This window comes from Sphingomonas gei (assembly GCF_004792685.1).
Classification (GTDB): Bacteria; Pseudomonadota; Alphaproteobacteria; order Sphingomonadales; family Sphingomonadaceae; genus Sphingomonas; species Sphingomonas gei.
Genome location: NZ_SRXT01000004.1, coordinates 469,103 through 491,866, shown reverse-complemented (window position 1 = coordinate 491,866; position 22,764 = coordinate 469,103). Strand labels below are relative to the sequence as shown.

Genomic DNA, 22,764 nt, shown 5'->3' with positions numbered 1-22,764 from the left:
GCTCAGGCGGGTTCGAAGTCCATCGTCCAGTTGGTCTCCCAGGTCGCGCCGCCATCGGCCGACAGCGCCTGTTCCCAGCGCGGCGACCGCGTGTCGGTGCGCAGCCACAGGAAACGCAGCCGGACAGGGGCGCCATCCAGCAGATCGTCGGCATGGAAACTGCCGATTCCGTCTTCGAACCGGCCGATCACGGGCACGTCCAGGCGATGCGGCGCGCGCCCGTCGAGCCACCAGATCGCCCAATTGCCGCTCGCTTTATCGTAGGAGCGCAGCGCGATCGCGCGGTAGCTGCCGGCGGGCAAGTGGAGCAGATTGTCCTCGATATTGCCGTTGCCGCCGAGGATCGGGCGCTGCTCGCAAGTGCCGGGAAACTTTTCCCATTCGGTGCAGCCCGCCAGTCGCACTTTGAGCCGGCGGTGGTTCACCCGCCAGCTGCCCTGCTGGAAGTCGAAATCGGGACAAGGTTCGGTGGGGGTCACGCGGCTTTCCTCCAGAGAGAGCGGTTGTGCAGGGTATGGCCTGGTTCGCCGAGGATGGCACTGGTGATCACGCCTTGCTCTGGACGCGCTAGATGGGGATAGGAGCAGCGTGGACCAACCGCTCGACATCCTCCGGAAAACCTTTGGCTTCCCCGATTTCCGCGGCGTGCAGCCGCAGGTGATCGAACGCGTGATGGCGGGCGCCAACACGCTTGCCGTGATGCCCACCGGCGCGGGCAAATCGCTCTGCTATCAGGTGCCCAGCCTCGCGCTCGACGGCACCTGCATCGTCGTCAGCCCGCTGATCGCGCTGATGCACGACCAGCTCCGCGCCGCCGAGGCGGTCGGCATCCGCGCGGCGACGCTGACCTCGGCCGACGACAATCGCGACGAGACGATCGCGCGCTTCCGCGCCGGTGCGCTCGACTTGCTCTACATCGCCCCCGAACGCGCCTCGGGCGAGGGTTTCCGCAACCTGCTGGGCCAGGCCAAGCTGAGCCTGTTCGCGATCGACGAGGCGCATTGCGTCTCCGAATGGGGGCATGATTTCCGCCCCGATTACCGGCTGCTGCGCCCGCTGCTCGACCGCTTCGGCCACGTCCCGCGGCTGGCGCTCACCGCCACCGCCGACGCGCATACCCGCGCCGACATCCTCGAGCAGCTCGGCATTCCGCAGGACGGGCTGATCATCGCCGGGTTCGACCGACCCAATATCCGCTACACGATCACCCCGCGCGAGAACACGACTCGGCAGATCGTCGACCTGATCGCCGAGCAGCCCGGCCCAGGCATCGTCTATGCCCAGACTCGCGCCGGGGTGGAGAAGCTCGCCGCCAAGCTGGGCGAGACCGGGCGCAGCGTGGTGCCCTATCATGCCGGGCTCGACCCCGCCGTCCGCCGCCGCAACCAGTCTGCGTTCGTCGCGTCGGAAGACATGGTGGTGGTCGCCACCGTCGCGTTCGGCATGGGGATCGACAAGCCCGACGTCCGCTTCGTCGCGCATGCCGGGCTGCCCAAATCGATCGAGGCCTATTATCAGGAGACCGGCCGCGCCGGCCGCGACGGCGATCCGGCGGTCGCGCACCTGTTCTGGGGCGCCGAGGATTTCGCCAAGGCGCGCCAGCGGATCGGCGAAGTCGAGCCCGGGCGCCAGGCGGGCGAGCGAGTCCGGCTGACTGCGCTCGGCGCTTTGGTCGAGACAGCCGGGTGCCGGCGCCGCATCCTGCTCCGGCATTTCGGCGAGGACGCCCCTGAAAATTGCGGCAATTGCGACAATTGCCTCACCCCGCCCGCGGCGATCGACGCCACCGTTACCGCGCAGAAATTCCTCTCCGCGGTGTTCCGCACCGGCATGATGTTCGGGGTCGGCTATATCGAGAGCATCCTGCTCGGCCAGTCGAGCGAGCGCAGCCTGATGAACGGGCATGAAAAGCTCTCGGTGTTCGGCATCGTCGACGGCGACGAAGCGGCATTGCTCAAGCCAGTGGCGCGCGCCTTGCTACTGCGCGACGCGCTGCGCGCCAATGCGCATGGCGGGCTCGAATTCGGGCCCGGGGCAAAGCCGATTCTCAAGGAAGGCGCCGATCTCAAGCTGGTGCTGCCGCCGAAGCGCGAGCGCCGCGCGAAACGCGGGCGGACAGGGGACGGGGGAGTCAATCCGATCGGCAATCCGCTGTTCGAGGCACTGCGCGCCAAGCGCCGCGAGATCGCAATGGAGGCGGGACTGCCGCCTTATGTCATCTTCCACGATTCGGTGCTGCGCGACATGGCGCTCACTCGGCCCGACAATCTGTCCCGCCTTGGCGCCATCTCGGGCGTTGGCGCGCGCAAGCTCGAGGCTTATGGTGATGCCTTCCTCAGGGTCATTCGGGAGGCGGCGTGAAGGCGGCAATCGCATTGGCTCTGGTTGCGGCAATCGCTACGAGCACACCGGATACCGTCCCCACACCCGCCACAATCTCGATGGACATGAACAGCTGGGGCAGGCGCGTCTCGGAATGGTCGATCGATCCGCGAGGCAACGGCCATTACGCCGCGGCGGTGCCCAATGGGTTCGCACGCGACGCGCACTGGATCGTACGGCGCGTTGCAGCAGGACCGGAAGGCTATCGCCAGCTTCGCGCGGTGTTATCCGGCGTCGAACGCCGCGCGGGCGGCGCACTGCCCTGCACGGTCGCGATCACCGACGGCGCATATGGCGAGGTCCGCTGGGCTCGACCGGGCGGGAAGCCCCACGCCATCGGCTATCTCGCCGGCTGCCGGGAACCGGCCACCCAGACCGCGGTCGGTGCGATCATCAAAGCCGACGCCCTGGTACGGCGCTGGAGCGCCAAGGGCAGGATCATCGAAGATCGAAAGGTAACATCATGACTCAGCTGCGTCGTATCGACGAGACCCTTTCGGTCGCCTCGCAGATCGCGCCCGAGGACATTCCGATGCTCGCCGAGCAGGGCTTCGGGCTGGTCATCAACAATCGCCCGGACGACGAAGAGGCCGGCCAGCCTTCGAGCGCAGCGATCCGTGCGGCAGCCGAGGCCGCCGGGCTCGGCTATGTCGCGATCCCGACGGTGATGGGCGGCATGTCGTCGCAGCAGGTCGAGGCGATGGCCAAGGCACTCGTGAGCGCGGGCGGCCCCGTACTCGCTTATTGCCGCTCGGGGACGCGCTCGTGCAACCTGTGGGCGCTCGCCGAGGCCAGCCGTGGCGGGGATCCCGCCGTGCTCACCGCCAAGGCGGCGGGTGCCGGCTATGACATTTCGGGCATCCGGCCGCTGCTCGACGCGCTCGCCGGGCGCGCATGAACTGGGTCCAGATCGGCGGGTCGGTCGCCGCCGTCCTGATTCTGGTCCTGGTCTCGTGGTTGCTCAAGCTCGGCGAGAGCCGCATCGCCGACGAGGCGACCGCGCGGCGGATGGCCGAGGACGCGCTGAGCGGCTTCGTCGCGCGCGCCGCTCTGGTCGGCACCAACGGCGCGGCGGCGTTGGTGCTCGGCACCGACGGGATTGCGCTGATCAAGCGCCACGGCGCCAAGGTCGCGGCGCGGCGGCTGGGACGTCCGCTGTGGCGGCGCGCCTCGCCCGAAGGCGTGACGATCGAGACCGGCGAACGGATGTTCGGCCCGGTGCTGCTCTACGGCGTGCTGCCCGAGGATGTCGACGGGCTGGAAGCGCAACTAACAATCATGTAAATAGGCGGGCATGACGCTCGCCGATCCCGTGACGCTGGCGATTCCCGGCTTCGTGCTGCTCGTGCTGGCGGAGATGATCGTCGCGCGGATCAAGGATCGCACGCGCTACGAGCCGCGCGACACACTGACCTCGCTGGCGCTGGGGCTCGGCAGCACGATCGCCGGGGTGCTTTCCGCCGGCGCGGTGTTCGCGCTGGCGACCTGGCTGTGGCAGTTCCGCCTCTTCGACATCGGTTACGCCTGGTATTGGTTCGTCGTCGCGTTCGTGATCGACGATTTCGCTTATTATCTGTTCCACCGCTCGGCGCACCGCGTCCGCTGGTTCTGGGCGAGCCACGTCATCCACCATTCGAGCCAGCATTATAACCTGTCGACCGCGCTGCGGCAGACCTGGACCGGCTTCTTCAGCCTCAATTTCGTGTTCCGGCTGCCGCTGTTCCTGATCGGCTTCCCGCCGGGACTCGTGTTCTTCGTCGCCGGGCTCAACCTGGTCTATCAATTCTGGATCCACACCGAAGCGATCGGCCGGATGCCGCGCTGGTTCGAAGCGGTGATGAACACGCCCTCGCACCACCGCGTCCACCACGCGACCAATCCGCGCTATCTCGACCGCAATTATGCCGGGGTGTTCATCGTCTGGGACCGCTGGCTCGGCACCTTCGAGCCCGAGCGCGACGAGGAGAAGCCACGCTACGGCATCGTCAAGGATCTCGGCAGCTTCAATATCCTGTGGGCGGCGACGCACGAATGGGTCGGCATCGCCAGGGATGTCTGGCACGCGCCTGGCTGGGCCGCGCGGCTCGGCTATATGATCCGACCGCCCGGATGGAGCCACGACGGCAACCGCGATACGTCGGAAACGATAAAGGCACGCTGGGAAGCAACGCGGCACGAGGGGGGACAGGCGTGGAAGCCGACATCGTCGTCATTGGATGCGGATCGGGCGGGAGCGCAGTCGCCGGCCGGCTGAGCGAAGGCGGCAAATATAGCGTCGCCGTGCTTGAGGCAGGCGGACGCAACACCGGCCTCAGGACGATCATGCCCGGCATGATGCCGTTCCAGACCGACAAGACCAACTGGGGCTTCGAGACCGTGCCGCAGCCGGGACTGAACGGGCGGCGCGGATACCAGCCGCGTGGCAAGGGGCTGGGCGGATCGAGCGCGATCAACGCGATGCTCTACATCCGCGGCAATCCCGGCGACTATGACGAGTGGCGCGACGTCGGCTGCACCGGCTGGGGCTGGGACGACGTGCTGCCCTGGTTCCGCCGCTCCGAGCATAATGTCCGCGGCGCCGACGGCTTCCACGGCGACGACGGCCCGCTCTGGGTCAGCGAGCAGGATTCCGCGCATCCGGGCAGCCGCGCCTTCATCGAGGCGGCGTCGCGGCTGCAGATCCCGGTCAATCGCGATTTCAACGGCGCGCATCAGGACGGCGTCGGGCTCTATCAGGTGACGCAGAAGAACGGCGAGCGCTGGACCGCGTCGCGCGCTTATCTGCCGGCGGGCAGGCGCGACAATCTCGACATCGTCTGCGACGCGCTGGTCGAACGGATCCTGTTCGAGGATGGACGCGCCACCGGTGTCGCCTATCGGCAAGGCGGGCAATCCTGCCAGATCCGGGCGCGCCGTGCGCTGGTGCTCGCCGCGGGCGCGTTCCAGACGCCGCAATTGCTGATGCTGTCGGGGATCGGCCCGGCTGCGCATCTCGCTCAATTGGGCCTGCCGGTGCAGCTCGATCGGCCTGCGGTCGGCGCGGACCTGCAGGACCATATCGACTATACTGCGGCGTTCGAGACCGAAGGCAGTTTCTTCCTCGGACGGTCACCGATGGGTACGCTCAAATCCCTGGGTGCGCTCGTCCAGTGGCTGTTCACCCGCGGCGGCGGGATGACTTCGCCTTATGCCGAGGCGGGCGGGTTCCTGCGCACCGCGTTCGCCGGCGACCGCCCCGATATCCAGCTCCATTTCCTGACCGCGATCGTCGAGGATCACGGGCGCACCAAGGTGAAGGGCCATGGCTATAGCTGCCATGCCTGCGTGCTGCGTCCCGAAAGCCGCGGCAGCGTCCGGCTCCAGTCGGCCGATGCCGCCGCGTCGCCGCTGATCGATCCGGCGTTCCTGTCCGACCCGCGCGACATGGCGGTGCTCAAGGCGGGTGTCCGCGCAATGTATCGTATCCTCGATACCCCGCCGCTCGCCGACCATAAGGGGCGCGACCGCTATCCGGTCGACCTCGCCGACGACATTGCGCTCGAAGCGCTGATCCGCGCGCGTGCCGACACCGTCTACCACCCCGTGGGCACTGCCCGAATGGGCTCGGACGACGAGGCGGTGGTCGATCCTCGGCTGAGGGTGCGCGGAGTCGACGGCCTCTATATCGCCGACGCATCGGTGATGCCGCGGCTGATCGGCGGCAACACCAATGCCCCGAGCATCATGATCGGCGAACGCTGCGCCGCGTTCATCGCCGAGGATCTGGGCTAGGCGTCTCGATCAGCACGAGCAGATAGCGATACGCCCATTCGGTGCTCTTGTAGCGGCGTTCGGCGTAGCGGAAGAACGAGGCGAGGGTCAGCGCCGCCGCCAGCGCGGCGAGCAGCGGGCTCGCCGCGAGCAGCACCGCCGTCACCGGGATCACCACGACCAGCGAGCGGAAGAATTTGGAATCGGCTTCGTAGCGCTCGACATCGGCAAGCGCGGCCGGCGCCCGCAGCCGCAGTACCGATTTCGCCCAGGCGAAGCTGTTCATCGGCACATCCCTTTCGAGCGTGCCGAAAAAGGCCTGCCGCGCCTCGGTGGCGCGCAGATAGCAATGATCGGCGCCGCCGCGGAACCGCTTCCACAGCTCGAGCCGGTCATAGACCAGCCCGTCGAGCATCGCGGCAACCAGGAAGACGAAATGGCCCGCGGCATAGGAGGCGAGCGCGAACGCCACCCAATCGGCACCGGCGGGCGCCAGTAGCGAGCGCAACGGCTCGGCAAGTTCGGGATGGAAGCGCCCGACAAGCGCCGCGGTGAGCAAAGCGCCCGGCAACAGGATCGAGAAGAACTCGATCACGCCGATATGGAAGTCGTTCGGCTTCGGCATCGCTGTCCCCCCCGCGGCCCGCGCCGACGATACCGCACGCGCCGCCGACACGCAAAAAGAGGGCCGGCGATCCGAAGATCACCGGCCCAGTCGTCCGCAGGAGGAACGTCGGGTGGGGCGCCGCGCGGGCAGGAGAATGCGCGACGCCCCGAACTTGTCAGTAGTTGTAGGCGCGCTCGCCATGCTCGTTGATGTCGAGCCCTTCGAGCTCGACTTCGACGGTGGGGCGAAGCCCGATGGTGTGCTTGAGCGCCAGGAACAGGATCGCCGAGACGCCGCCCGAGAGCAGCAGGGTCACGCCGACCGCCTTGGCCTGGGTGAGCAATTGCGCGCCCATGTCATAGGTGCCCGCGACCGCCGGGATCACGTTGAAGTCCATGAAGCCCTGGCCGCCGAGCGACGGCGCGGCGACGATCGCAGTGCCGATCGCACCGACGATGCCGCCGATGCAGTGCACCCCGAACACGTCGAGCGTGTCGTCGTACTTCAGCTTGTTCTTCACCGTGGTGACGAAGAAGAAGCACACCGCCGAGGCCACCGCGCCGAGCACGATCGCCGTCATCGGATGCGCGAAGCCGGCGGCCGGGGTGATCGCCACCAGACCGGCGACGACGCCCGATGCCGCGCCGAGCAGCGACGGCTTCTTGTGGATGATCTGTTCGATGATCGCCCAGACTGCGCCCGCAGCAGCGGTTGCCGTCATCGTGTTGACGAAGGCCAATGCGGCGAACTTGTTGGCTTCGAGGTTGGAGCCGGCGTTGAAGCCGAACCAGCCCACCCACAGCAGGGCAGCGCCGATCATCGTCATGGTCAACGAGTGCGGGGGCATCGGATCGGTCTTGTAGCCGGTGCGCTTGCCGATCACGAGGCAGCCGACCAGGCCGGCGATGCCCGCATTGATATGGACCACGGTGCCGCCGGCGAAATCGAGCGCGCCGAGGCCCCAGAGATAGCCGTGATCGTCGGGCAGGCCGGGCTGGAAGTCCGGGCCCGGCCAATACCAGACCATGTGCGCCATCGGGAAATAGACCAGCGTCAGCCATGCGACGACGAACAGGATCAGCGGCGTGAACTTGATGCGCTCGGCGAACGCGCCGACGATCAGCGCCGGGGTGATCATCGCAAAGGTCATCTGGAAGACGATGAATACCGTCTCGGGCAGATAGACGCCATTCGAGAAGGTCGCCGCGAAGGTGTTCGCGTCGACGCCCTTGAGCAGCACCTTCGAGAAGCCGCCGACAAAGGCGTTGAGGCTGCCGCCGTTGGTGAAGGCCATCGAATAGCCCCAGGCGCACCAGACCAGGCCGGCGACGCAGACGATCGTCAGCACCTGCATCAGCACCGACAGCATGTTCTTGGTGCGGACGAGGCCGCCGTAGAAGAGCGCGAGGCCCGGTACCGACATCATCAGCACGAATGCCGCCGAGACGAGCATCCAGGCGACGTCGCCCTTGTTGACCATCGCGTCGGTCGGCACGACCGTCGCCGCTGCGTCTTGCGCCCAGGCGGGCGCCGCCGCGAACAGGGCGACACCCGCCCCCGCGGCCAATGTGGTTGCTAGCTTCATCTGTGCCCCCTTCATCACAAAGCCGTCTCGTCGGTCTCGCCGGTGCGGATGCGCACCGCCTGGCCGAGATCGAGGACGAAAATCTTGCCGTCGCCGATCGCGCCGGTGCTGGCCGCGGCCTGGATCGCCTCGACCGCACGGTCGACGATGTCGGTGCCGCAGGCGATCTCGAGCTTGATCTTGGGCACCATGTTGGTGCTGTACTCGGCGCCCCGATAGATCTCGGTCTGGCCCTTTTGCCGGCCGAAGCCCTTGACCTCGGTGACGGTCATGCCGGCGATCCCCACTTGCGTGAGCGCCTCGCGCACCTCGTCGAGCTTGAACGGTTTTATGATGGCGATGATGAGCTTCATGTCGCCCCCTATTGGCGGTTGACCCCGGCGACACTCAGCAAGGGGCATGCCAATAGCCGAATGGCGTGGTTCCGCGGGCCGCGCGCGTTAAGGAGTGTTACCGGGGCGTAAATTTTTGTGCAGATGCGAAAAGCTGCTCAAAAATCGGGCATCTGTGTACTTGATTTAGCAAGACACGATTCGCCCGAATTTTGAGGCGGAGAAATGGAAGAAGATTCGGGACGGGCCGGCGCTGAGTTCAAAATTCCGGAGGAGATGCGAGCGCGTGTCTTATCCATTCTCCGCGCGTCGGGTTTAGTCGATCATGTGAGCGTATCAGACGCACCGTTAGCTGATCGTATCTGTCGGACAGTCCTGAGCACTGCGCGAGCTTACGAGAGAAGCAACGCAAGCGATCCTCGATGAGGTAGAACGCCTTTCCCAAGTGCTGAATATGGAGAGGCTTGAGGTCATTCCCTGGCGGATTGCTGCCAGTCTCTCTCCACCACCCTGGGCTGCCATACGGAGGCATAAGCCGCGCTTGATGAAAGCGGTCCTCGTCGCTCATGGCAGGGATTACAGTCCAGTGGGCGAGGCGATTTCGTTTCAGAGACAACTTTCTCGTCTTGTCGCGAAGTTTGGCCCACTCCGTTCTGAGATCTTCGGCCCAAACGGCGCTGCCGTACACGCGCGCCAACAAGGCTGCATCAACCAACCCTAGCTTACCGCGGAAGCTCTCTATCGAGTAGAACACAGCGGTAGAGACGCCGCTGTCGATCATCGATGTCGCGCCATCGGATGGTCGGGCTGGGCATGGCGTCACGCAGAGGGTGAAAATGTTGCACAGCACCTGCTCAACGAAACTCCATTGAGTGATGGCACGCCCCACAAGAGCAAACATTTGCTCGGTGGCGACATGGTCCTTATCTTCGTTCGCCATGAGCAACATCGATCCTCAAGAAGACACCTACTCCGAAGCGAAGACGGAGGCCCGTCGCGAGGCGGCGCTAAAGCGGATGCTGGCGACGCCCCACAAGCCGCATTTTGCTGGAGTGGCTAAGACCAGCGCGATCACAACCGTCGAAATAAGAGTGCCCAAGACCGCTAAAATCACGATTCCAGCAGGGCTGCTCATACCAAGCTTTTACTTTTGATACAGCTTTGTGAGAGAGGGAAATCCCGTCCCCTTTGTTCGCGATCGACCTTACGTCGGACATTTGGACGTCGAAGTCAGCTGATGGATCAATGAGAACCCCATCGCCGCCGTTACCTTCGCTGGTGCAACCACTCAATATGATCTTTGGTCTTTTATTTTAGTCGGCTATATCGTCCTACTCCTACTACTGGCAGGATAGTGCACAAGGTTACTGAGTCCAGCGCTTGCGGCTCTCGCCGACCTTGCACGCGGGCTCGTAGTACTTAGGCCGCGAGCTTGTCAGTCCGCCGATAGGTGAGGCGACGGCCCTCGCCACCCTTGAGGATCACGGCAGCGCGCTCGCCGTCGGTCATGCTGCGAGCGTTGTAGCGGCAATCGAACTCGGCGGTGTAGCGGTGCAGATGCGCTTCGCTGAGGGGATGGGTGCCGATCACGCCGCGCTTGACGGCGGAGGCCGACGCACCGACGACAGCGCGACCGGTGTCCCGATAAGCAAGATGTCGACGGAAAGCGGCCCTGCCGATCCGGGCGCGATGCAAGCACGGCGCCGAGTTTCCCCCGGCGCCGTGCCTGAGGCTCAGAAGCGGAACCGCGCGTCGACTACCGCGCGATCGTCGCGATACAGCGCGCGGCCGATCCGGCTCTCGACGCCGGCACCGAACTCGACCGGCCCGTTGACCAGGCGGAAGCCGCCGCGGACTTCGCCATAGCCGGCATCGCCGTTCATCAGCGGGAGCAGCATCGCCACGTCGGGCGCCGCGGCGAAGCGCACCAGCATCGATCCGCGATTGCCCGCCAGTGTCTGGACATAGTCCGCGGTCATCTGCGGCACCAAGGTCCAGCTGCCGATCTGCGCCGATCCGGCGAACTGGACGCCCGCCCGACCGTCGAAGGTCGCCGCGCTCATCCGGTCGACCTGCAGCGCCAGCTCGCCGCCGCCTTCACGGAACGGGGTATAGGCGAACGACGAATAGCCGAACGACACCCGCGGCGTGAGCGTCAGCTTTTGTCCCACCTCCAGGTTGACCCCCGCCTCGGCCCGCGCGGCATAGCGGCTGATGTTGGCGCTGCCCGCCAGCCGATATGCCAGATCGCCCGTGCTCGCCTCGCGGCGTAGCCCGGTGCGGGTCTGTTCGGCCATGCCCAGCCCGGCAAGATAGGCCCCGCCGCCGAGACGGTGCGAGCCATAGACCGCGATCTGCGAGACGCGGGTATCCGCCTCGTCGCTGCCGACGCCCGGACGGCTGGTGCCTTCCGAGAAGCCGACCGCCGTGCCGAACGTCGTATAGTCCGCCACTTCCATCTCGAGGCCCATGCCGACATACCAGCTCTGCTGCCCGTTCAGCTGGCCGCGCACGCCATAGCCCGCGCTGCCATTGGTGAAGCCGCCCGAGATGAAGCCCGACACCTTCTCCGGCAGATTGCCGATGCTCATCGTGCTCGGCAGCAGCGCACGCACGCTGCTCGACCTGGCCGCGGTTTCGCCGCGATCCACGCTGGTCAATCCGCCCAGCGCATCCGGCGTGCCGACGATGCTGAGCTTGCCGGCCATGTCGCCGGTGCCGAGCATCGACAGGCGATCGGTCACGGCACTCAGCATCACGGTCGACTGGCGTTCCTGGAGCGCGCGCGATTCGCCCATGATCGCGGGGTTGAGGCCGCGCAGCGTCGACGCCATCTGCTCGGGCGCCATCAGATCGACCGCGCCGTAGAGGTTGTACAAATTGGTGTAGTGCTTGCCGCGCAGCGCATCCAAGGCGCTGGCGAAGACGCCCGCGGTGCCGCCGCTCTTGCCGAGAAACGCCGCCATCGAGCCCGCCTGGAGCTTCACCGTCACCGAATTCGCGGCGTAGATCACCTGCGGCTGGAGCAGGCCGAGGCTGGTCGCCGTCACGTTGGCGAAGGTGCCGTTGACGCCCCCGGTCGCGGTGAGGAAGACGAAGCTCTGGCCATCGCGCGGCGCAGTCGACATCAATCCACGGTTGAACGCCACGGTGCCGCCGAGCGCGGCGATCCCCGTGTTCAGCGTATCGCCCTGGACGACGAGCCGGTCCCATTGCGACTGGCCGAGGTCGATCGCGAGCGTCGCGCCCGACGACAGGATCAGATCGCCCTTGACCGTGAACGTAGCCGCGATCGGGCCGCCGGGACTGACCGTGGCTGCGCCGACCGTCAGATAGGTCGGATCGATCGTGCCGGTGCCCGTGAGCGTGCCGGTGGCGATCAGTGCCTCGCGCGAGCGCAGCAGGCCGTCCACGTTGCTCCAGCCCGACCATTGAGTGAAGTCGGTGAGGACGTTGAGCTGGCCGGTATTGCGGACGTCGAGCAGATGCGAGCCGCTCACCGTCAGCCGGTCGATCGTGCGGGTGGTGCCGAGGCTGGTGAGGCCTGCCGCCGCCAGCGTCACGTCGTAATACCGCGCCTTCACGCCCAAGGTCGGATTGGCGACGACGTTGTTGGGAACGAAGTTGGTCGTGCCCGGGCCGCCGACGATGTAGATCGGCGTGCCGTTGCCGGTCGGGAACGGCGTCGCCTCGGGATCGTCGGCCAGATCGGTGCAATCGTCGAGGAAGCAGACCGATCCGAACTTGACCGTGCTGCCGCTCACCCCGAGCGCGGGCGTATCGGGCAGGCTGTTGACCAACTGGCCGTTGACCGTGATCGCGTAATTGGGATCCATGTCCTGGATCCAGTGGCTGGCATCGTCCCAATCGGCCGCGCCCGCTTTGGCGCTGGCATAGACATAGCTGTTATTGGCGACGATCGCGTCCCAGAACAGGAACAGCGGCTGATAGAAGCTGTGCGTCCCGTAGGTCGAGAATTTCTGCGCGGCGAAGAAGCGCGAGCCGCCTGACAGCACGCCGACGACCACCGGCTTGTTGAACGCTTGATCCGCGATCAGCGGACCGCCCGAATCGCCGCCCGCGGTGGTGCCCTCGCGAGGCAAAGCGGCGCCGTCGAACAAGTCGAAGTCATAGCGGCCGGCAGCGGAATTATAGGCAGCCTGCCCCGCCGGACTGTCGAAGTCGGACATGTACAGGCTCTGCGGATTGCTGGCCGGCGCCGGGCCGAACAGCCAGTCGTCGCGGTCGTCGAGCGAGCCGAGCACCGAGATCATGTTCTCGGCGACGCGGCGGCGGAAATCGATCCCGGCCTCGCCCGTCGCGCTGGTGCCGCGATTGCCGTAGCCGGTGATGACTGCGTGGGTCTCTTCGGTCAGCGGCGAGAACAGCATCGTCCAGGTGGGAATGCCGGTCGCCGGCGCGTCGAGCGTCGCCAGTGCGACGTCGCCTTCGAGGAAGCTGTTGGCGCTGGGCGTGGTCGAGCGCGGATCGTACCAGACCTGCTCGACATTGTAGAGCGCGTTGGCGGCGTTGGTGGCGTAGTTGCCGGCACCGAGCCATTGCTGGAGCGCGGGCAGATTGTTCGCCTTGAACCCGACGCTGATCCCGGTGCCCCCGGTCGCCTTGCCATAGCTGTCGGCCGGCGCTCCGTTGACGCAGTGCGCGGCGAAGATCACCGTGCGCGGGTTGATCAGCGTTCCGGTGCACAGCCCGACGAATCCATCGCCCTCATCGACGGTGACCTGGCCGACGCCGGTGATGTCGACCGGATCGAGAACCCCGGTCGGCGGCAGCGTGTTGGGATTGAGATCGTTGCGGATGACGATCCCCGGCGTGTTCTCGACCCCGGTGGGCCGCTCCTGTGCAGTGGCAGAGTTGGCGAGCGCGATTGCGCCGAGCGCGGCGGTCCCTTGCAGCACGTGCCGAAGCGCCGTGCGAGCCGGTGTCGAAGCCATAGTCATTAACTCCCCTGTTGGGGACGACTGCCCTCGGCGCGAGCCGCCGTCGCCCCCAAATCGGGACCGGCAAAGCCCAGGCGGGATTCGACAATCCCGGCGACTCGCAACTCCCACGTTAACAGCGATATTTTACCTTGAAAGTGCTTTTGTAATTTTCGTTCACAGTGGATGTTTCATTCCGACATCGTGCCCACGCGCACCGTGATCTATGCGTCTTGTACGGTTGCGGCCGCCTGATCTTGGCCGCGCGCGCCGGCCTTTATGTGCCGCGCAAATGCAGCTAGAGAGCGGCACCGGCAGCCGATGACGAGTCCGGCCGCCTCAGTCAGCCAGGAGCCGATGGCCACCGCCCAGCCCAAGCCGCAGCCCGATGCCAGGCCCAAGCGCGTGCGGCGTCGCCCGCCGCGGCCGCGCTCGCTGCGGCTGCACGGCACGGTGGCGCGCGAGCTCGGCATCCGCATCGTCTCGGGATTGCTCGAGCCCGGCCAGATCCTCGAAGGTGAAATCGCCGCGAGCAGCCAGTTCAACGTCTCGCGCACCGCCTATCGCGAGGCGATCCGCATCCTCGCCGCCAAGGGGCTGGTCAATTCGCGGCCCAAGATCGGGACGCAGGTATCGCCCCGCAAGGAATGGCATTTGCTCGATCCCGACGTGCTCGGCTGGATCTTCGTCGGCGAGCCCGACGAAAGGCTGATCGCGAGCCTGTTCGAGCTCCGCCGCATCGTCGAACCCGACGCCGCGCGGCTCGCCGCCACGCGTCGCACCGCCGAGCAGCTCGCGCGGATGAAGGCGGGGCTCGACGGCGTCGCGCAGCACGGCTTCGCCACCGAGATCGGCCGGCGCTGCGACAAGGAATTCCACTCCGCATTGCTCGAGGCATCGGCGAACGACTTCATCGTCTCGCTGACCAGCGGCGTCGCCGCGGCGATCGCGATCACCACGGCGTTCAAGCAGCACCGGTTGCCCGCGCCGCACGACGCGCTGCCGGTCCACCTCGCAGTCTATGAAGCGATCGAGGCGCAGGATGCCGAGGGTGCCCATGACGCGATGGCGCGGCTGGTCGAACGCGGGCTGACCGACACGATGGAAGCGCGCGATCCGGGCGCCGGGCACGGGCCGGTCGCGGTTTGCTGCTGAGCTTCGGGTTGCACCGCGGCACCCGCATGCTTAAATCCCCGGGTATATTTTGTTACCGCTAACTTCATTTTGTCACATCGGAGAGTTCGCATGGCCCTGACCGGGGAATTGTTTGTCGCATCGAAGCGCGTGGCGCGCGACGGGCCGGGCTTCAAGGCGATCGCCGCCGCCACTGGAGCGGAGATCGAGCCGAGCTTCAGCGTCGCGACCACCGACGATGTCGAGACCGCCGCCGCCGCCGCCGAAGCCGCCGCTCCGGTCTACGCCGCCTTGCCGCGCGAAGACCACGCCAAATTCCTCGAGGCGATCGCCGAGGAAATCGAGGCGCTGGGCGAGGAACTCGTCGAGCGGGCGATGCAGGAAAGCGGCCTGCCCCAGGCGCGCCTCACCGGCGAGCGCGGGCGCACCGCCGGCCAGCTGCGGCTGTTCGCCAAGGAGCTGCGGCTCGGCGACTATCTCCGCGCGCGCATCGACCACGCCATCCCCGACCGCGCGCCGGCGCCCAAGCCCGATCTGCGCCTGCGCATGATCCCGCTCGGCCCGGTCACCGTGTTCGGCGCGTCGAACTTCCCGCTGGCATTCTCGGTCGCCGGCGGTGACACCGCCGCGGCGCTCGCCGCCGGCTGCCCGGTCATCGTCAAGGGCCATTCGGCGCATCCCGGCACGTCGGAACTGGTCGCCGGCGCGATCACCCGCGCCGCGCAGAAGACCGGCATGCCCGCAGGCGTGTTCTCGCTGATCAACGGCGCGGGCAATTCGGTCGGCTCGGCCCTGGTCACCGATCCACGGATCAAGGCAGTCGGCTTCACCGGCTCGCGCGGCGGCGGCATCGCGCTGATGAAGCTCGCGCAGAACCGCCCGGTGCCGATCCCGGTCTATGCCGAGATGAGCAGCATCAATCCGGTCTTCCTGCTCCCCGGCGCGCTCGCCGCGCGCGCGGAGGCGCTGGGCAAGGCATTCGTCGCCTCGCTGACGCTGGGCGCCGGCCAGTTCTGCACCAATCCGGGCCTCGTGCTCGCGCTCGAAGGTCCCGATCTCGACACATTCGTCGCTTCCGCCTCGGAAGCGATGCTCGGAGCGCCGTCGCAGGTGATGCTCACCCCCGGCATCCACAAGGCCTATACCAGCGGCGTCGCGCGCTGGGCCTCGGCACCCGCGCTCAAGCTGGTTGCCGAAGGCCAGGAGCCGTCGGGCCCGACCTCGGGTCGCGGCGCCTTGTTCACGATGACCGGCGCCGACTTCATCGCCGATCCGAGCCATGCCGAGGAAGTGTTCGGTGCCGCCGCTCTGCTCGTCCGCTGCGCCGACGTGGACGAACTGCGCAAGGTGGTGACCCTGCTCGAGGGCCAGCTCACGGCGACGCTGCACCTCGAGGAGAGCGACACCGAGACCGCGCAGCAACTGTTGCCGGTGCTCGAGCGGCTCGCCGGGCGCATTCTCGCCAATGGCTGGCCGACCGGCGTCGAAGTCACCGACGCACAGGTCCATGGCGGACCCTTCCCGTCGACTTCGGACGGCCGCAGCACCTCGGTAGGCACGCTGGCGATCGAGCGCTTCCTGCGCCCGGTGGCCTATCAGGACCTGCCGGCCGCGCTGCTCCCTGCCGAGCTGCGCGACGATTCCTCCGTTCCGCGCCGGGTGAACGGCACGCCGACGCTGTAACGACCATTTGGTCTAGCAAGATCGGGCCGGGCTCCGCGAGGAGTCCGGCCCTTAGCGTTGGTGCCGGTCAGTCGAAATGCTCGATGGCGTCGCCGAGCAGCGCGACCCACGCATGCTTTCGCCCCTCATAGACCGAATAGTGCGGCGGCGGAAAATCGGGATCTGCGAACGCGCCGACGGCGATCGCGGTCATCCCCGGCATCCCCTCGCTGGCATACGCGACCGTCGCGCCGCATCGCGGACAGAAGCGGAAAACCGCGAGTGCGCCGCTATCGCTCCTGTGCGACCATTCACTGCGTTCGCCTTCCAGCCGAACGCTTTCGTCGGGCCACCGCGCCTGAAAGGCGAAAGCGCTGCCGCTGCGCTTCTGGCAATCGAGGCAGTGACAGACCGATATGCGCACCGGCTCTCCGGTGCAGGTCGCCCGCAATTGTCCACAGCGGCAGGTTGCTATGCGAACGGTCATCCCCGCATCCTGACGGCGACGCGCGGCTGCCGCAACCTCCGGCGCTAGCCGAACGCGCCGGCCGCATCCTTCGCCGTTCGAAACCGGAACGCCATGTCGTGGCGATATTCCTGCCCCGGATCGAGCCGCGCCGAAGGGAAAGCCGGCTTGTTGGGGCTGTCGGGGAATTTCTGGGGTTCGAGACACAGCCCGCCGCGCATCGGATAGCTGCCGCCGCCGGTGCCCGGCGCGCCGTTGGCGAGATGGTTGCCGGTGTAGAGCTGCACCCCCGGCTCGGTCGAATGCACGTCCAGCGCGCGGCCCGATTCGGGGTCGAACACAGTCGCGATCCGGCGGACCGTGCCCGCCGCGCCGGCCAGCACGAAATTATGGTCATAGCCGCGGCCGAGCGCGATCTGCGGGTCCGCCGCGTCGATATCGCGCCCCACCGGCTTGGGGGTGCGGAAGTCGAACGGCGTGCCGTCGACCGATTGATATGCGCCGGTCGGAATCAGCGCGGCGTCGACCGGAGTGATCTGGCTCGCCGGGATCTGCAGGACATGATCGAGGATCGTCGTCCCGCTGCCCTCCCCGGCCAGGTTGAAATAAGCGTGGTTGGTCAGATTCACCACCGTCGCGTGATCGGTGGTGGCGCGGAAGCCGATCGCCAGTCCGTCGCCGTCGATCGCATAGCGTACCTGGACATGGAGATTGCCCGGGAAGCCATTGTCGAGGTGCGGGCTCAGCAGCGCGAAGGTCACCGAATGCGCATCGCGCGCTTCGACCTTCCAGTCTTGCAGATCGAACCCGCGCGGCCCCGAATGCAGGTTGTTCGCCCCGCTATTGGCAGGCAGCCGATATTCCACACCGTCCAGGTTGAACCGCGCGCCGCCGATCCGATTGGCGTAGCGCCCCGCGACGACGCCATAGAAACGTGGGTGCGCGCGATACTCTTCGAGGTCGCGATAGCCGAGCACGACATTGGCACGCTTGCCGTCGCGGTCCGGCACTTCGAGCGTGTGCAGCGCCGCGCCGAGCGTGAGCAGCTCGGCGCGGATGCCGCCGCGGGCAATCGCGATCCTTTCGATTGCCGCGGCTTCGCTCAAGGCTTGGCTCCCGGGCAGATCGACGCGTTCGGATCGGAGACGATCCGCACATCGGCGAGGCTCAGCCCGAACGGCCCCGACGCCTGGAGCACCAGTGGCGCGCCGACCTTGGCGAGGTCGACTCCGTTCTGCTGATAGCATTTGAGGAAGATCTTGGCGGTGCGCCACGTGCCGACCTGGCCGTTGAACAGACTGGTCGCGTCGATCGTCCCCTTGTTGGTGCCGCCTTCCATGCTCAGCTGGACCTTGCCCGCCGGGGCGCGATCGACTCGGTAGCTGATCTGCAGCGACAGATCGCCATTGGCCTCGCGGCTCAAATCGAGATCGCCGCCGCCGATCCGCAAGGTCGCCGGGCCGTTCGGCCAGACCAATTGCTGCGCGCCTTCCTGCGTCTGCGGGCCGTCGACCGTCTTGCGCGTGATCCGGCTGTCGGTCGCGAACGAGAACGGCGCCGGCGTGACGCCCTTGGCGAAATAGGTGCTGGTATTGCCGAGCGACGGGTCGATCCCCGCCTCCTCGCTCAGCGCCGGCACCGCGCCGCCTTTGGCATAGCTCAGGCCGTAGCCGAGCGCGAACAAAGGGTCGTAGCCCGGCCTGCCCTTGTTGAGGTTGAACTGGCCGGCGGTCTTCGGCCAGCTGAACGACAGCCGCCCCTTGAAGTCGCTCCGCGGCTTGCCCGCCGCGTCGCCGACCAGCACATCGGCGACTCCGCCGCCCTCGCTGCCCGGCAGCCACGCCGCGACGAACGCGTCCGAGGCGTTGATCTCGGGATTCGCCCAGAGCGGACGCCCGGAGAGGAACACCGAAACCACCGGAACCCCGGCATTTTTGAGCTTCTTGAGCAGCCCCAGCGCCTGTTTGTCGCCGGGCTGGAATTCGAGCGTGCGAATATCCCCCCGCATCTCGGCATAAGGCTGCTCGCCGAACACCACGATCGCCACGTCGGGCTGCGAAGTGAAGGTCCCGTCGGGCGAGAGGGTCGCGGTGCCGCCGGCGGCCTCGACTGCCTTCTTCACGCCCGAAAAGATCGACTCGCCATTGGGGAACAGCTCGTTGCCATTGCCGTCGCCTTGCCAGCTGAGCGTCCAGCCGCCGGTCTGCATTCCCAGCGAATCGGCACCGGGGCCGGTGACCAGTACCTTCGCGCCGGCCTTCACCGGCAGCACGCCTTCATTCTTGAGCAAGACGAGCGATTCAGCCACAGCCTGGCGGGCGATCGCGCGGTGCTCGGGCGATCCCAGCACGTCCGTCTTGCCCTCGACCGGACGGGCCGGATCGAACAATCCGAGCTTGGCCTTGACCCGCAGGATGCGGCGCACCGCATCGTCGACTCGCGCCATCGGGATCGTGCCGTCCTTCACATGGCGCACGGTCGATTCGAACAGCCCCTTCCAGCTGTCCGGCGCCATCGCCATGTCGAGCCCGGCGTTGAAGGTGGCGGCGCAATCGGTCGGCGTGCAGCCGGGGATCTGGCCATGGCCGTTCCAGTCGCCGACGACGAAGCCCTGGAACCCCATCCGGCCCTTGAGCACATCGGTGAGCAGCGACTTGTTGCCGTGCATCTTCGCGCCATTCCAGCTGTTGTACGACGCCATCACCGTCAGCGTGCCGGCTTCGATCGCGTTCGGATAGCCGGCGCCGTGGATCGCGATCAGTTCGTCCTCGCCGACGCGCGTGTCGCCCTGGTCCACGCCGTTGAACGTGCCGCCATCGCCGAGGAAATGCTTGGCCGAAGCGGCGACCTTGCCCTTCTGGATGCGGCCCTTGGTGTCCGGTTCGCCCTGGAGCCCGCGGATCATCTCGCCGGCATAGGAACGGACGATCGCCGGATCCTCCGAATAGCCTTCGTAGCTGCGGCCCCAGCGATCGTCCTGCGGCACTGCCAGGGTCGGCCCGAACGCCCAGTCGGGCCCGGCGGCGGCGGTCTCGGCAGCGGTGGCCGCGCCGATGCGGCGGATCAGCGCCGGATCGTTGGCCGCGCCCAGCCCGATATTGTGCGGAAAGATCGTCGCGCCGATGACGTTGTTGTTGCCGTGCACCGCGTCGACGCCGAAGATCAGCGGGATGGTGACGCTGCCTGGGTGCGGCTCCATCGCGACGGCGCGGAAGGCGCGGGCAGTGGCCACCCAATCGGCCTGGCCCGAGCGATCGTTGCCCGAAAGTGGCGGCGAATTACCGCCAGCGAGGATCGAGCCGAGCGGATATTGGCGCAATTCCTCGGGCTTGATGCTGCCGATATCACCCTGGATCATCTGGCCGACCTTCTGCTCGAGCGTCATTTTGGCGATCAGGCCGGAGACGAACTTCTCGGTATCGGGATCGACCAGGCCCTCGCTCGCCGCCTTCGGCCATTTCGCCGGATCGGCGACGGTCGGGCCGTCAGACAGCGCTGTCGGTGCCTGCTGCGCCAAAGCCGGCGCGGCCCATAGAATCGTGCTCGCAAGCAACAGCTTGGTTCCAGACCGCATCTCAGCTCCTCCGTTATATTTGTGTTAGCGATAACGCAGATTCAGCGCGCGAGTCCACTTGCCAGCCACTTCGCGGCCTGATCGGGGCTTTGCTTGTCCGTGTCGCGATCGACGAGATAATTGGCTTCGCGCATCTTCTCCACTCGAATCGCACCGATCAGCGGGCGCAGCGCTGCCTGGAATCGACTATCCCGAGCCCGCTTCGGTGCAAGCAACAGCATCGCGTCATAGCCCGGGATGGCGCCCTTGGGATCGGAGAGGATGGCGAGCCGATCGGCGACGACGCGCCCGTCCGAAGAGAATGCCGGGATCACGTCGGCCTCGCCGCTCGTCAGCGCGCGGTACATGAAGGTCGGCTGATAGGGCCGCGCCGACTTGAAGCGGATGCCATAAGCGCGGCGCACCGCGGCCCATTCGGAACGCTCGAGGAATTCGACGTCGGTGGCGAAGTCGAGTTCGCCCGCCTGCGCCGCGAGATCGCTGAGGCTCGCGATGCCGCGGCGCCGGGCATCCTCGCCGCGCATCGCGAAGGCATAGGCATTCTCGAACCCCAGCGATCCGAGCGAGGCCACGCCGTGCGTCGCTCTGGCCCATTGGGCGACTCCGTCGACGATCGCCTGGCGTGGCGGGACATCGGCGCGGCGCATCTGGTTGGTCCATAGCGTTCCCGAATAATCGACATAGACGTCGACATCGCCCGCCGCGAGCGCCCCGAACGCCACCGCCGAGCCCAGCCCCTCGCGATAGCGGACCCGATATCCTGCGGCCTCGAGCCGGTGCCCGATCAGCCGGGCGAGAATATATTGCTCGGAAAAGCCCTTGGCGCCGATGGTGACGGTGCCCCGCGCCGCCGGCCATGCCGGTGCGAGCGCAATCGCGGCGATTGCCAGCAAAGCGCCCAGGCTGCCCCAGACCAGTCCGCGCCTTCTCCGCGCGATGCCGAACTCCGCGAGCCCCAGCAGCGCGTCGACTCCCAGCGCCAGCCCGGCAGCGGCGACGCAGCCGGCGAGCACCAGCGTCCAGTTCTGCGTCTGCAGCCCGGCGAAAATCAGATCGCCGAGGCTCGGCTGGCCGACCGTTGTCGACAGCGTCGCTGCGCCGATCGTCCATACCGCGGCAGTGCGGATCCCGGCCATCAGCATGGGCGCGACCAAAGGCGCCTCGACCAGCCGCAGCCGCTGGTTCCGCGTCATCCCCATGCCGTCGGCGGCCTCGATCACCGCGGGATCGAGAGTCGCCAGCCCGGTGACTCCGTTCCGAAGGATCGGCAGCAATGCGTAAAGCGACAACGCGAGCAGCGAAGGCAGGAAGCCGAGCGCCGGGATTCCCCCACCGACCAGCGCCGAGAGCCACAGCAGGATCGGGTAGAACAATGCGAGCAATGCGAGGCTCGGGATCGTCTGGACGAGGCCGGCAAAGCCGAGCGCGATCCGCGCCACGATCTTGTTGCGCGACGACAGCACCACCAGCGGCAGGCTGACGACGAGTCCGAGCAAGAGCGCCGAGAAGGCGAGCAGCAGATGCTGCGCCAGCAGTTCGGGCACGCGGGCGAAGGCGGCGGTCACGTCTCCAGCTCCGCCAGCCGGCGCGCCTGTTCGCGTGGCACTGCGATCAGCGCGTCGGCGGCGGGCCCTGCCTTGCCCGACAGCAATTCGTGCGGCGCTCCATCTGCGACGATACGCCCCGCGGCCATCACCAGCACGCGATCGGCGAGCAGCAGCGCTTCGGCCATGTCGTGCGTGACCAGGATCGTCGTCAGCCCCATCCGCGCGTGCAGCGCGCGGATCGCCTTGCCGAGTCCGTCGCGGGTCACCGGATCGAGCGCGCCGAACGGCTCGTCCATCAGCAGCAACCCCGGCCGGCAGGCAAGCGCGCGCGCCACACCGACGCGCTGGCGCTGCCCGCCCGACAGCGCATCGGGCATGCGTGCCGCCAGTTCGGGCGCGAGTTCGACCAGCGCGAGGAGTTCCGCGACGCGGGCCGCCGCGTCACGTTCGCCGGCGAGCCTGAGCCCGATCGCGATATTCTCGCCGACATTCATGTGCGGGAAGAGCCCGATATTCTGGAAGACATAGCCGATCCGCCGCCGCAGCAAATGCGGCGCTTCGCCATGCACCGGTTCGCCGCCGATCAGGACTTCGCCGGCGCTCGGCTCGATCAGCCGATTGACTGTCTTGAGCAGAGTAGACTTGCCCGACCCCGATGCCCCGACCAAAGCGACGAAGCTGCCCGCCGCGACTTCCAGCGACACCTGGTCGACGGCCTTCGCGCCGCCCGCATAGACCTTACTGACATTTTTGAAGGTAACGCTGCGGGTTTGCTCTGGCATCGG

Annotated in this window: 21 protein-coding genes; 9 read left to right on the top strand and 12 right to left on the bottom strand. The window is 67.0% G+C overall.

Annotation, left to right across the window (positions count from 1 at the left end):
* Positions 1-2 precede the first annotated feature (2 nt).
* Positions 3-479, bottom strand: coding sequence for a DUF1579 domain-containing protein (locus tag E5A73_RS12240; protein WP_135964094.1), 477 nt, complete (start codon positions 477-479; stop codon positions 3-5).
* A 109-nt stretch (positions 480-588) separates the two neighbouring features.
* Between E5A73_RS12240 and recQ the strand changes: the two genes are divergently transcribed.
* From recQ to E5A73_RS12210, 6 genes are read left to right on the top strand one after another with little or no spacing between them, the layout of a single operon-like run.
* The gene (gene recQ / locus E5A73_RS12235; RefSeq protein ID WP_135964093.1) at positions 589-2,361 is read left to right on the top strand and encodes a DNA helicase RecQ; all 1,773 of its coding nucleotides are present in this window, start codon (positions 589-591) and stop codon (positions 2,359-2,361) included.
* Positions 2,358-2,849: a hypothetical protein gene (locus tag E5A73_RS12230; RefSeq protein WP_135964092.1), complete on the top strand. Its 492-nt coding sequence runs from the start codon at positions 2,358-2,360 to the stop codon at positions 2,847-2,849. The genes recQ and E5A73_RS12230 overlap by 4 nt, the downstream gene beginning before the upstream one ends.
* The gene (locus tag E5A73_RS12225; RefSeq protein WP_135964091.1) at positions 2,846-3,280 is read left to right on the top strand and encodes a protein tyrosine phosphatase family protein; all 435 of its coding nucleotides are present in this window, start codon (positions 2,846-2,848) and stop codon (positions 3,278-3,280) included. Before E5A73_RS12230 ends, E5A73_RS12225 begins: the two co-directional genes overlap by 4 nt.
* Complete coding sequence (locus E5A73_RS12220) at positions 3,277-3,666, top strand: hypothetical protein (RefSeq protein WP_135964090.1); 390 nt, start codon at positions 3,277-3,279, stop codon at positions 3,664-3,666. The genes E5A73_RS12225 and E5A73_RS12220 overlap by 4 nt, the downstream gene beginning before the upstream one ends.
* A 10-nt stretch (positions 3,667-3,676) precedes the next feature.
* Positions 3,677-4,636, top strand: coding sequence for a sterol desaturase family protein (locus tag E5A73_RS12215; protein WP_206366475.1), 960 nt, complete (start codon positions 3,677-3,679; stop codon positions 4,634-4,636).
* The gene (locus E5A73_RS12210) at positions 4,573-6,153 is read left to right on the top strand and encodes a GMC family oxidoreductase (protein WP_206366474.1); all 1,581 of its coding nucleotides are present in this window, start codon (positions 4,573-4,575) and stop codon (positions 6,151-6,153) included. The genes E5A73_RS12215 and E5A73_RS12210 overlap by 64 nt, the downstream gene beginning before the upstream one ends.
* On the opposite strand, the gene E5A73_RS12205 is transcribed toward E5A73_RS12210, so the two are convergent.
* The 4 genes from E5A73_RS12205 to E5A73_RS12190 all read right to left on the bottom strand — a co-directional run bounded on the left by E5A73_RS12205 (position 6,131) and on the right by E5A73_RS12190 (position 9,596).
* Positions 6,131-6,757, bottom strand: coding sequence for a hypothetical protein (locus E5A73_RS12205; protein ID WP_135964088.1), 627 nt, complete (start codon positions 6,755-6,757; stop codon positions 6,131-6,133). The genes E5A73_RS12210 and E5A73_RS12205 overlap by 23 nt on opposite strands.
* Positions 6,758-6,914: 157 nt before the next feature.
* Complete coding sequence (locus E5A73_RS12200) at positions 6,915-8,324, bottom strand: ammonium transporter (RefSeq protein WP_240700153.1); 1,410 nt, start codon at positions 8,322-8,324, stop codon at positions 6,915-6,917.
* Positions 8,325-8,338: 14 nt separating this feature from the next.
* A complete protein-coding gene (locus tag E5A73_RS12195) occupies positions 8,339-8,677 on the bottom strand; it encodes a P-II family nitrogen regulator (protein WP_100283106.1) in 339 nt (112 codons plus the stop codon).
* 238 nt (positions 8,678-8,915) lie between these two features.
* Positions 8,916-9,596, bottom strand: a complete 681-nt coding sequence (locus tag E5A73_RS12190; protein WP_135964086.1) for a hypothetical protein — start codon at positions 9,594-9,596, stop codon at positions 8,916-8,918.
* Between E5A73_RS12190 and E5A73_RS12185 the strand changes: the two genes are divergently transcribed.
* Positions 9,595-9,810, top strand: a complete 216-nt coding sequence (locus tag E5A73_RS12185) for a hypothetical protein (protein ID WP_135964085.1) — start codon at positions 9,595-9,597, stop codon at positions 9,808-9,810. The two genes, E5A73_RS12190 and E5A73_RS12185, sit on opposite strands and share 2 nt — an antisense overlap.
* Positions 9,811-10,075: 265 nt before the next feature.
* Here E5A73_RS12185 and E5A73_RS12180 read toward each other — a convergent pair whose 3' ends face one another.
* Together E5A73_RS12180 and E5A73_RS12175 are read right to left on the bottom strand one after the other, a co-directional pair.
* Complete coding sequence (locus E5A73_RS12180; RefSeq protein ID WP_206366473.1) at positions 10,076-10,351, bottom strand: hypothetical protein; 276 nt, start codon at positions 10,349-10,351, stop codon at positions 10,076-10,078.
* Positions 10,352-10,389: 38 nt separating this feature from the next.
* Positions 10,390-13,575, bottom strand: coding sequence for an autotransporter domain-containing protein (locus E5A73_RS12175; RefSeq protein WP_168355920.1), 3,186 nt, complete (start codon positions 13,573-13,575; stop codon positions 10,390-10,392).
* A gap of 342 nt (positions 13,576-13,917) precedes the next feature.
* Here E5A73_RS12175 and E5A73_RS12170 point away from each other — a divergent pair, with 342 nt between their 5' ends.
* Together E5A73_RS12170 and E5A73_RS12165 are read left to right on the top strand one after the other, a co-directional pair.
* Positions 13,918-14,751: a FadR/GntR family transcriptional regulator gene (locus E5A73_RS12170; RefSeq protein WP_240700152.1), complete on the top strand. Its 834-nt coding sequence runs from the start codon at positions 13,918-13,920 to the stop codon at positions 14,749-14,751.
* Between the two features lie 90 nt (positions 14,752-14,841).
* Complete coding sequence (locus E5A73_RS12165) at positions 14,842-16,413, top strand: aldehyde dehydrogenase (NADP(+)) (protein WP_135964082.1); 1,572 nt, start codon at positions 14,842-14,844, stop codon at positions 16,411-16,413.
* A gap of 67 nt (positions 16,414-16,480) precedes the next feature.
* Here the strand turns inward: E5A73_RS12165 and E5A73_RS12160 are convergent, their stop codons facing one another.
* The 5 genes from E5A73_RS12160 to E5A73_RS12140 are packed head-to-tail and all read right to left on the bottom strand — an operon-like array spanning position 16,481 to position 22,761.
* On the bottom strand, positions 16,481-16,879 hold the full coding sequence (locus E5A73_RS12160) for a GFA family protein (protein ID WP_135964081.1): 399 nt from the start codon (positions 16,877-16,879) through the stop codon (positions 16,481-16,483).
* Positions 16,880-16,923: 44 nt separating this feature from the next.
* Positions 16,924-17,964, bottom strand: a complete 1,041-nt coding sequence (locus tag E5A73_RS12155) for an aldose epimerase family protein (protein WP_168355890.1) — start codon at positions 17,962-17,964, stop codon at positions 16,924-16,926.
* Entirely contained in the window at positions 17,961-20,432 is a 2,472-nt protein-coding gene (locus E5A73_RS12150; protein ID WP_135964079.1) for a glycoside hydrolase family 3 protein, read from the bottom strand. Before E5A73_RS12150 ends, E5A73_RS12155 begins: the two co-directional genes overlap by 4 nt.
* Before the next feature lie 41 nt (positions 20,433-20,473).
* On the bottom strand, positions 20,474-21,997 hold the full coding sequence (locus tag E5A73_RS12145; RefSeq protein WP_135964078.1) for an ABC transporter permease/substrate-binding protein: 1,524 nt from the start codon (positions 21,995-21,997) through the stop codon (positions 20,474-20,476).
* On the bottom strand, positions 21,994-22,761 hold the full coding sequence (locus E5A73_RS12140) for an ATP-binding cassette domain-containing protein (RefSeq protein ID WP_135964077.1): 768 nt from the start codon (positions 22,759-22,761) through the stop codon (positions 21,994-21,996). The genes E5A73_RS12145 and E5A73_RS12140 overlap by 4 nt, the downstream gene beginning before the upstream one ends.
* Positions 22,762-22,764: the final 3 nt, after the last annotated feature.

What these genes read in the sequence shown, in the direction of transcription:
- E5A73_RS12225 (WP_135964091.1), top strand. Translation starts at nt 2,846, where the DNA reads ATGACTCAGCTGCGTCGTATCGACGAGACCCTTTCGGTCGCCTCGCAG.
- E5A73_RS12220 (WP_135964090.1), top strand. Translation starts at nt 3,277, where the DNA reads ATGAACTGGGTCCAGATCGGCGGGTCGGTCGCCGCCGTCCTGATTCTG.
- E5A73_RS12215 (WP_206366475.1), top strand. Translation starts at nt 3,677, where the DNA reads ATGACGCTCGCCGATCCCGTGACGCTGGCGATTCCCGGCTTCGTGCTG.
- E5A73_RS12205 (WP_135964088.1), bottom strand. Translation starts at nt 6,757, where the DNA reads ATGCCGAAGCCGAACGACTTCCATATCGGCGTGATCGAGTTCTTCTCG.
- E5A73_RS12200 (WP_240700153.1), bottom strand. Translation starts at nt 8,324, where the DNA reads ATGAAGCTAGCAACCACATTGGCCGCGGGGGCGGGTGTCGCCCTGTTC.
- E5A73_RS12195 (WP_100283106.1), bottom strand. Translation starts at nt 8,677, where the DNA reads ATGAAGCTCATCATCGCCATCATAAAACCGTTCAAGCTCGACGAGGTG.
- E5A73_RS12185 (WP_135964085.1), top strand. Translation starts at nt 9,595, where the DNA reads ATGAGCAACATCGATCCTCAAGAAGACACCTACTCCGAAGCGAAGACG.
- E5A73_RS12190 (WP_135964086.1), bottom strand. Translation starts at nt 9,596, where the DNA reads ATGGCGAACGAAGATAAGGACCATGTCGCCACCGAGCAAATGTTTGCT.
- E5A73_RS12170 (WP_240700152.1), top strand. Translation starts at nt 13,918, where the DNA reads ATGACGAGTCCGGCCGCCTCAGTCAGCCAGGAGCCGATGGCCACCGCC.
- E5A73_RS12165 (WP_135964082.1), top strand. Translation starts at nt 14,842, where the DNA reads ATGGCCCTGACCGGGGAATTGTTTGTCGCATCGAAGCGCGTGGCGCGC.
- E5A73_RS12160 (WP_135964081.1), bottom strand. Translation starts at nt 16,879, where the DNA reads ATGACCGTTCGCATAGCAACCTGCCGCTGTGGACAATTGCGGGCGACC.
- E5A73_RS12150 (WP_135964079.1), bottom strand. Translation starts at nt 20,432, where the DNA reads ATGCGGTCTGGAACCAAGCTGTTGCTTGCGAGCACGATTCTATGGGCC.
- E5A73_RS12140 (WP_135964077.1), bottom strand. Translation starts at nt 22,761, where the DNA reads ATGCCAGAGCAAACCCGCAGCGTTACCTTCAAAAATGTCAGTAAGGTC.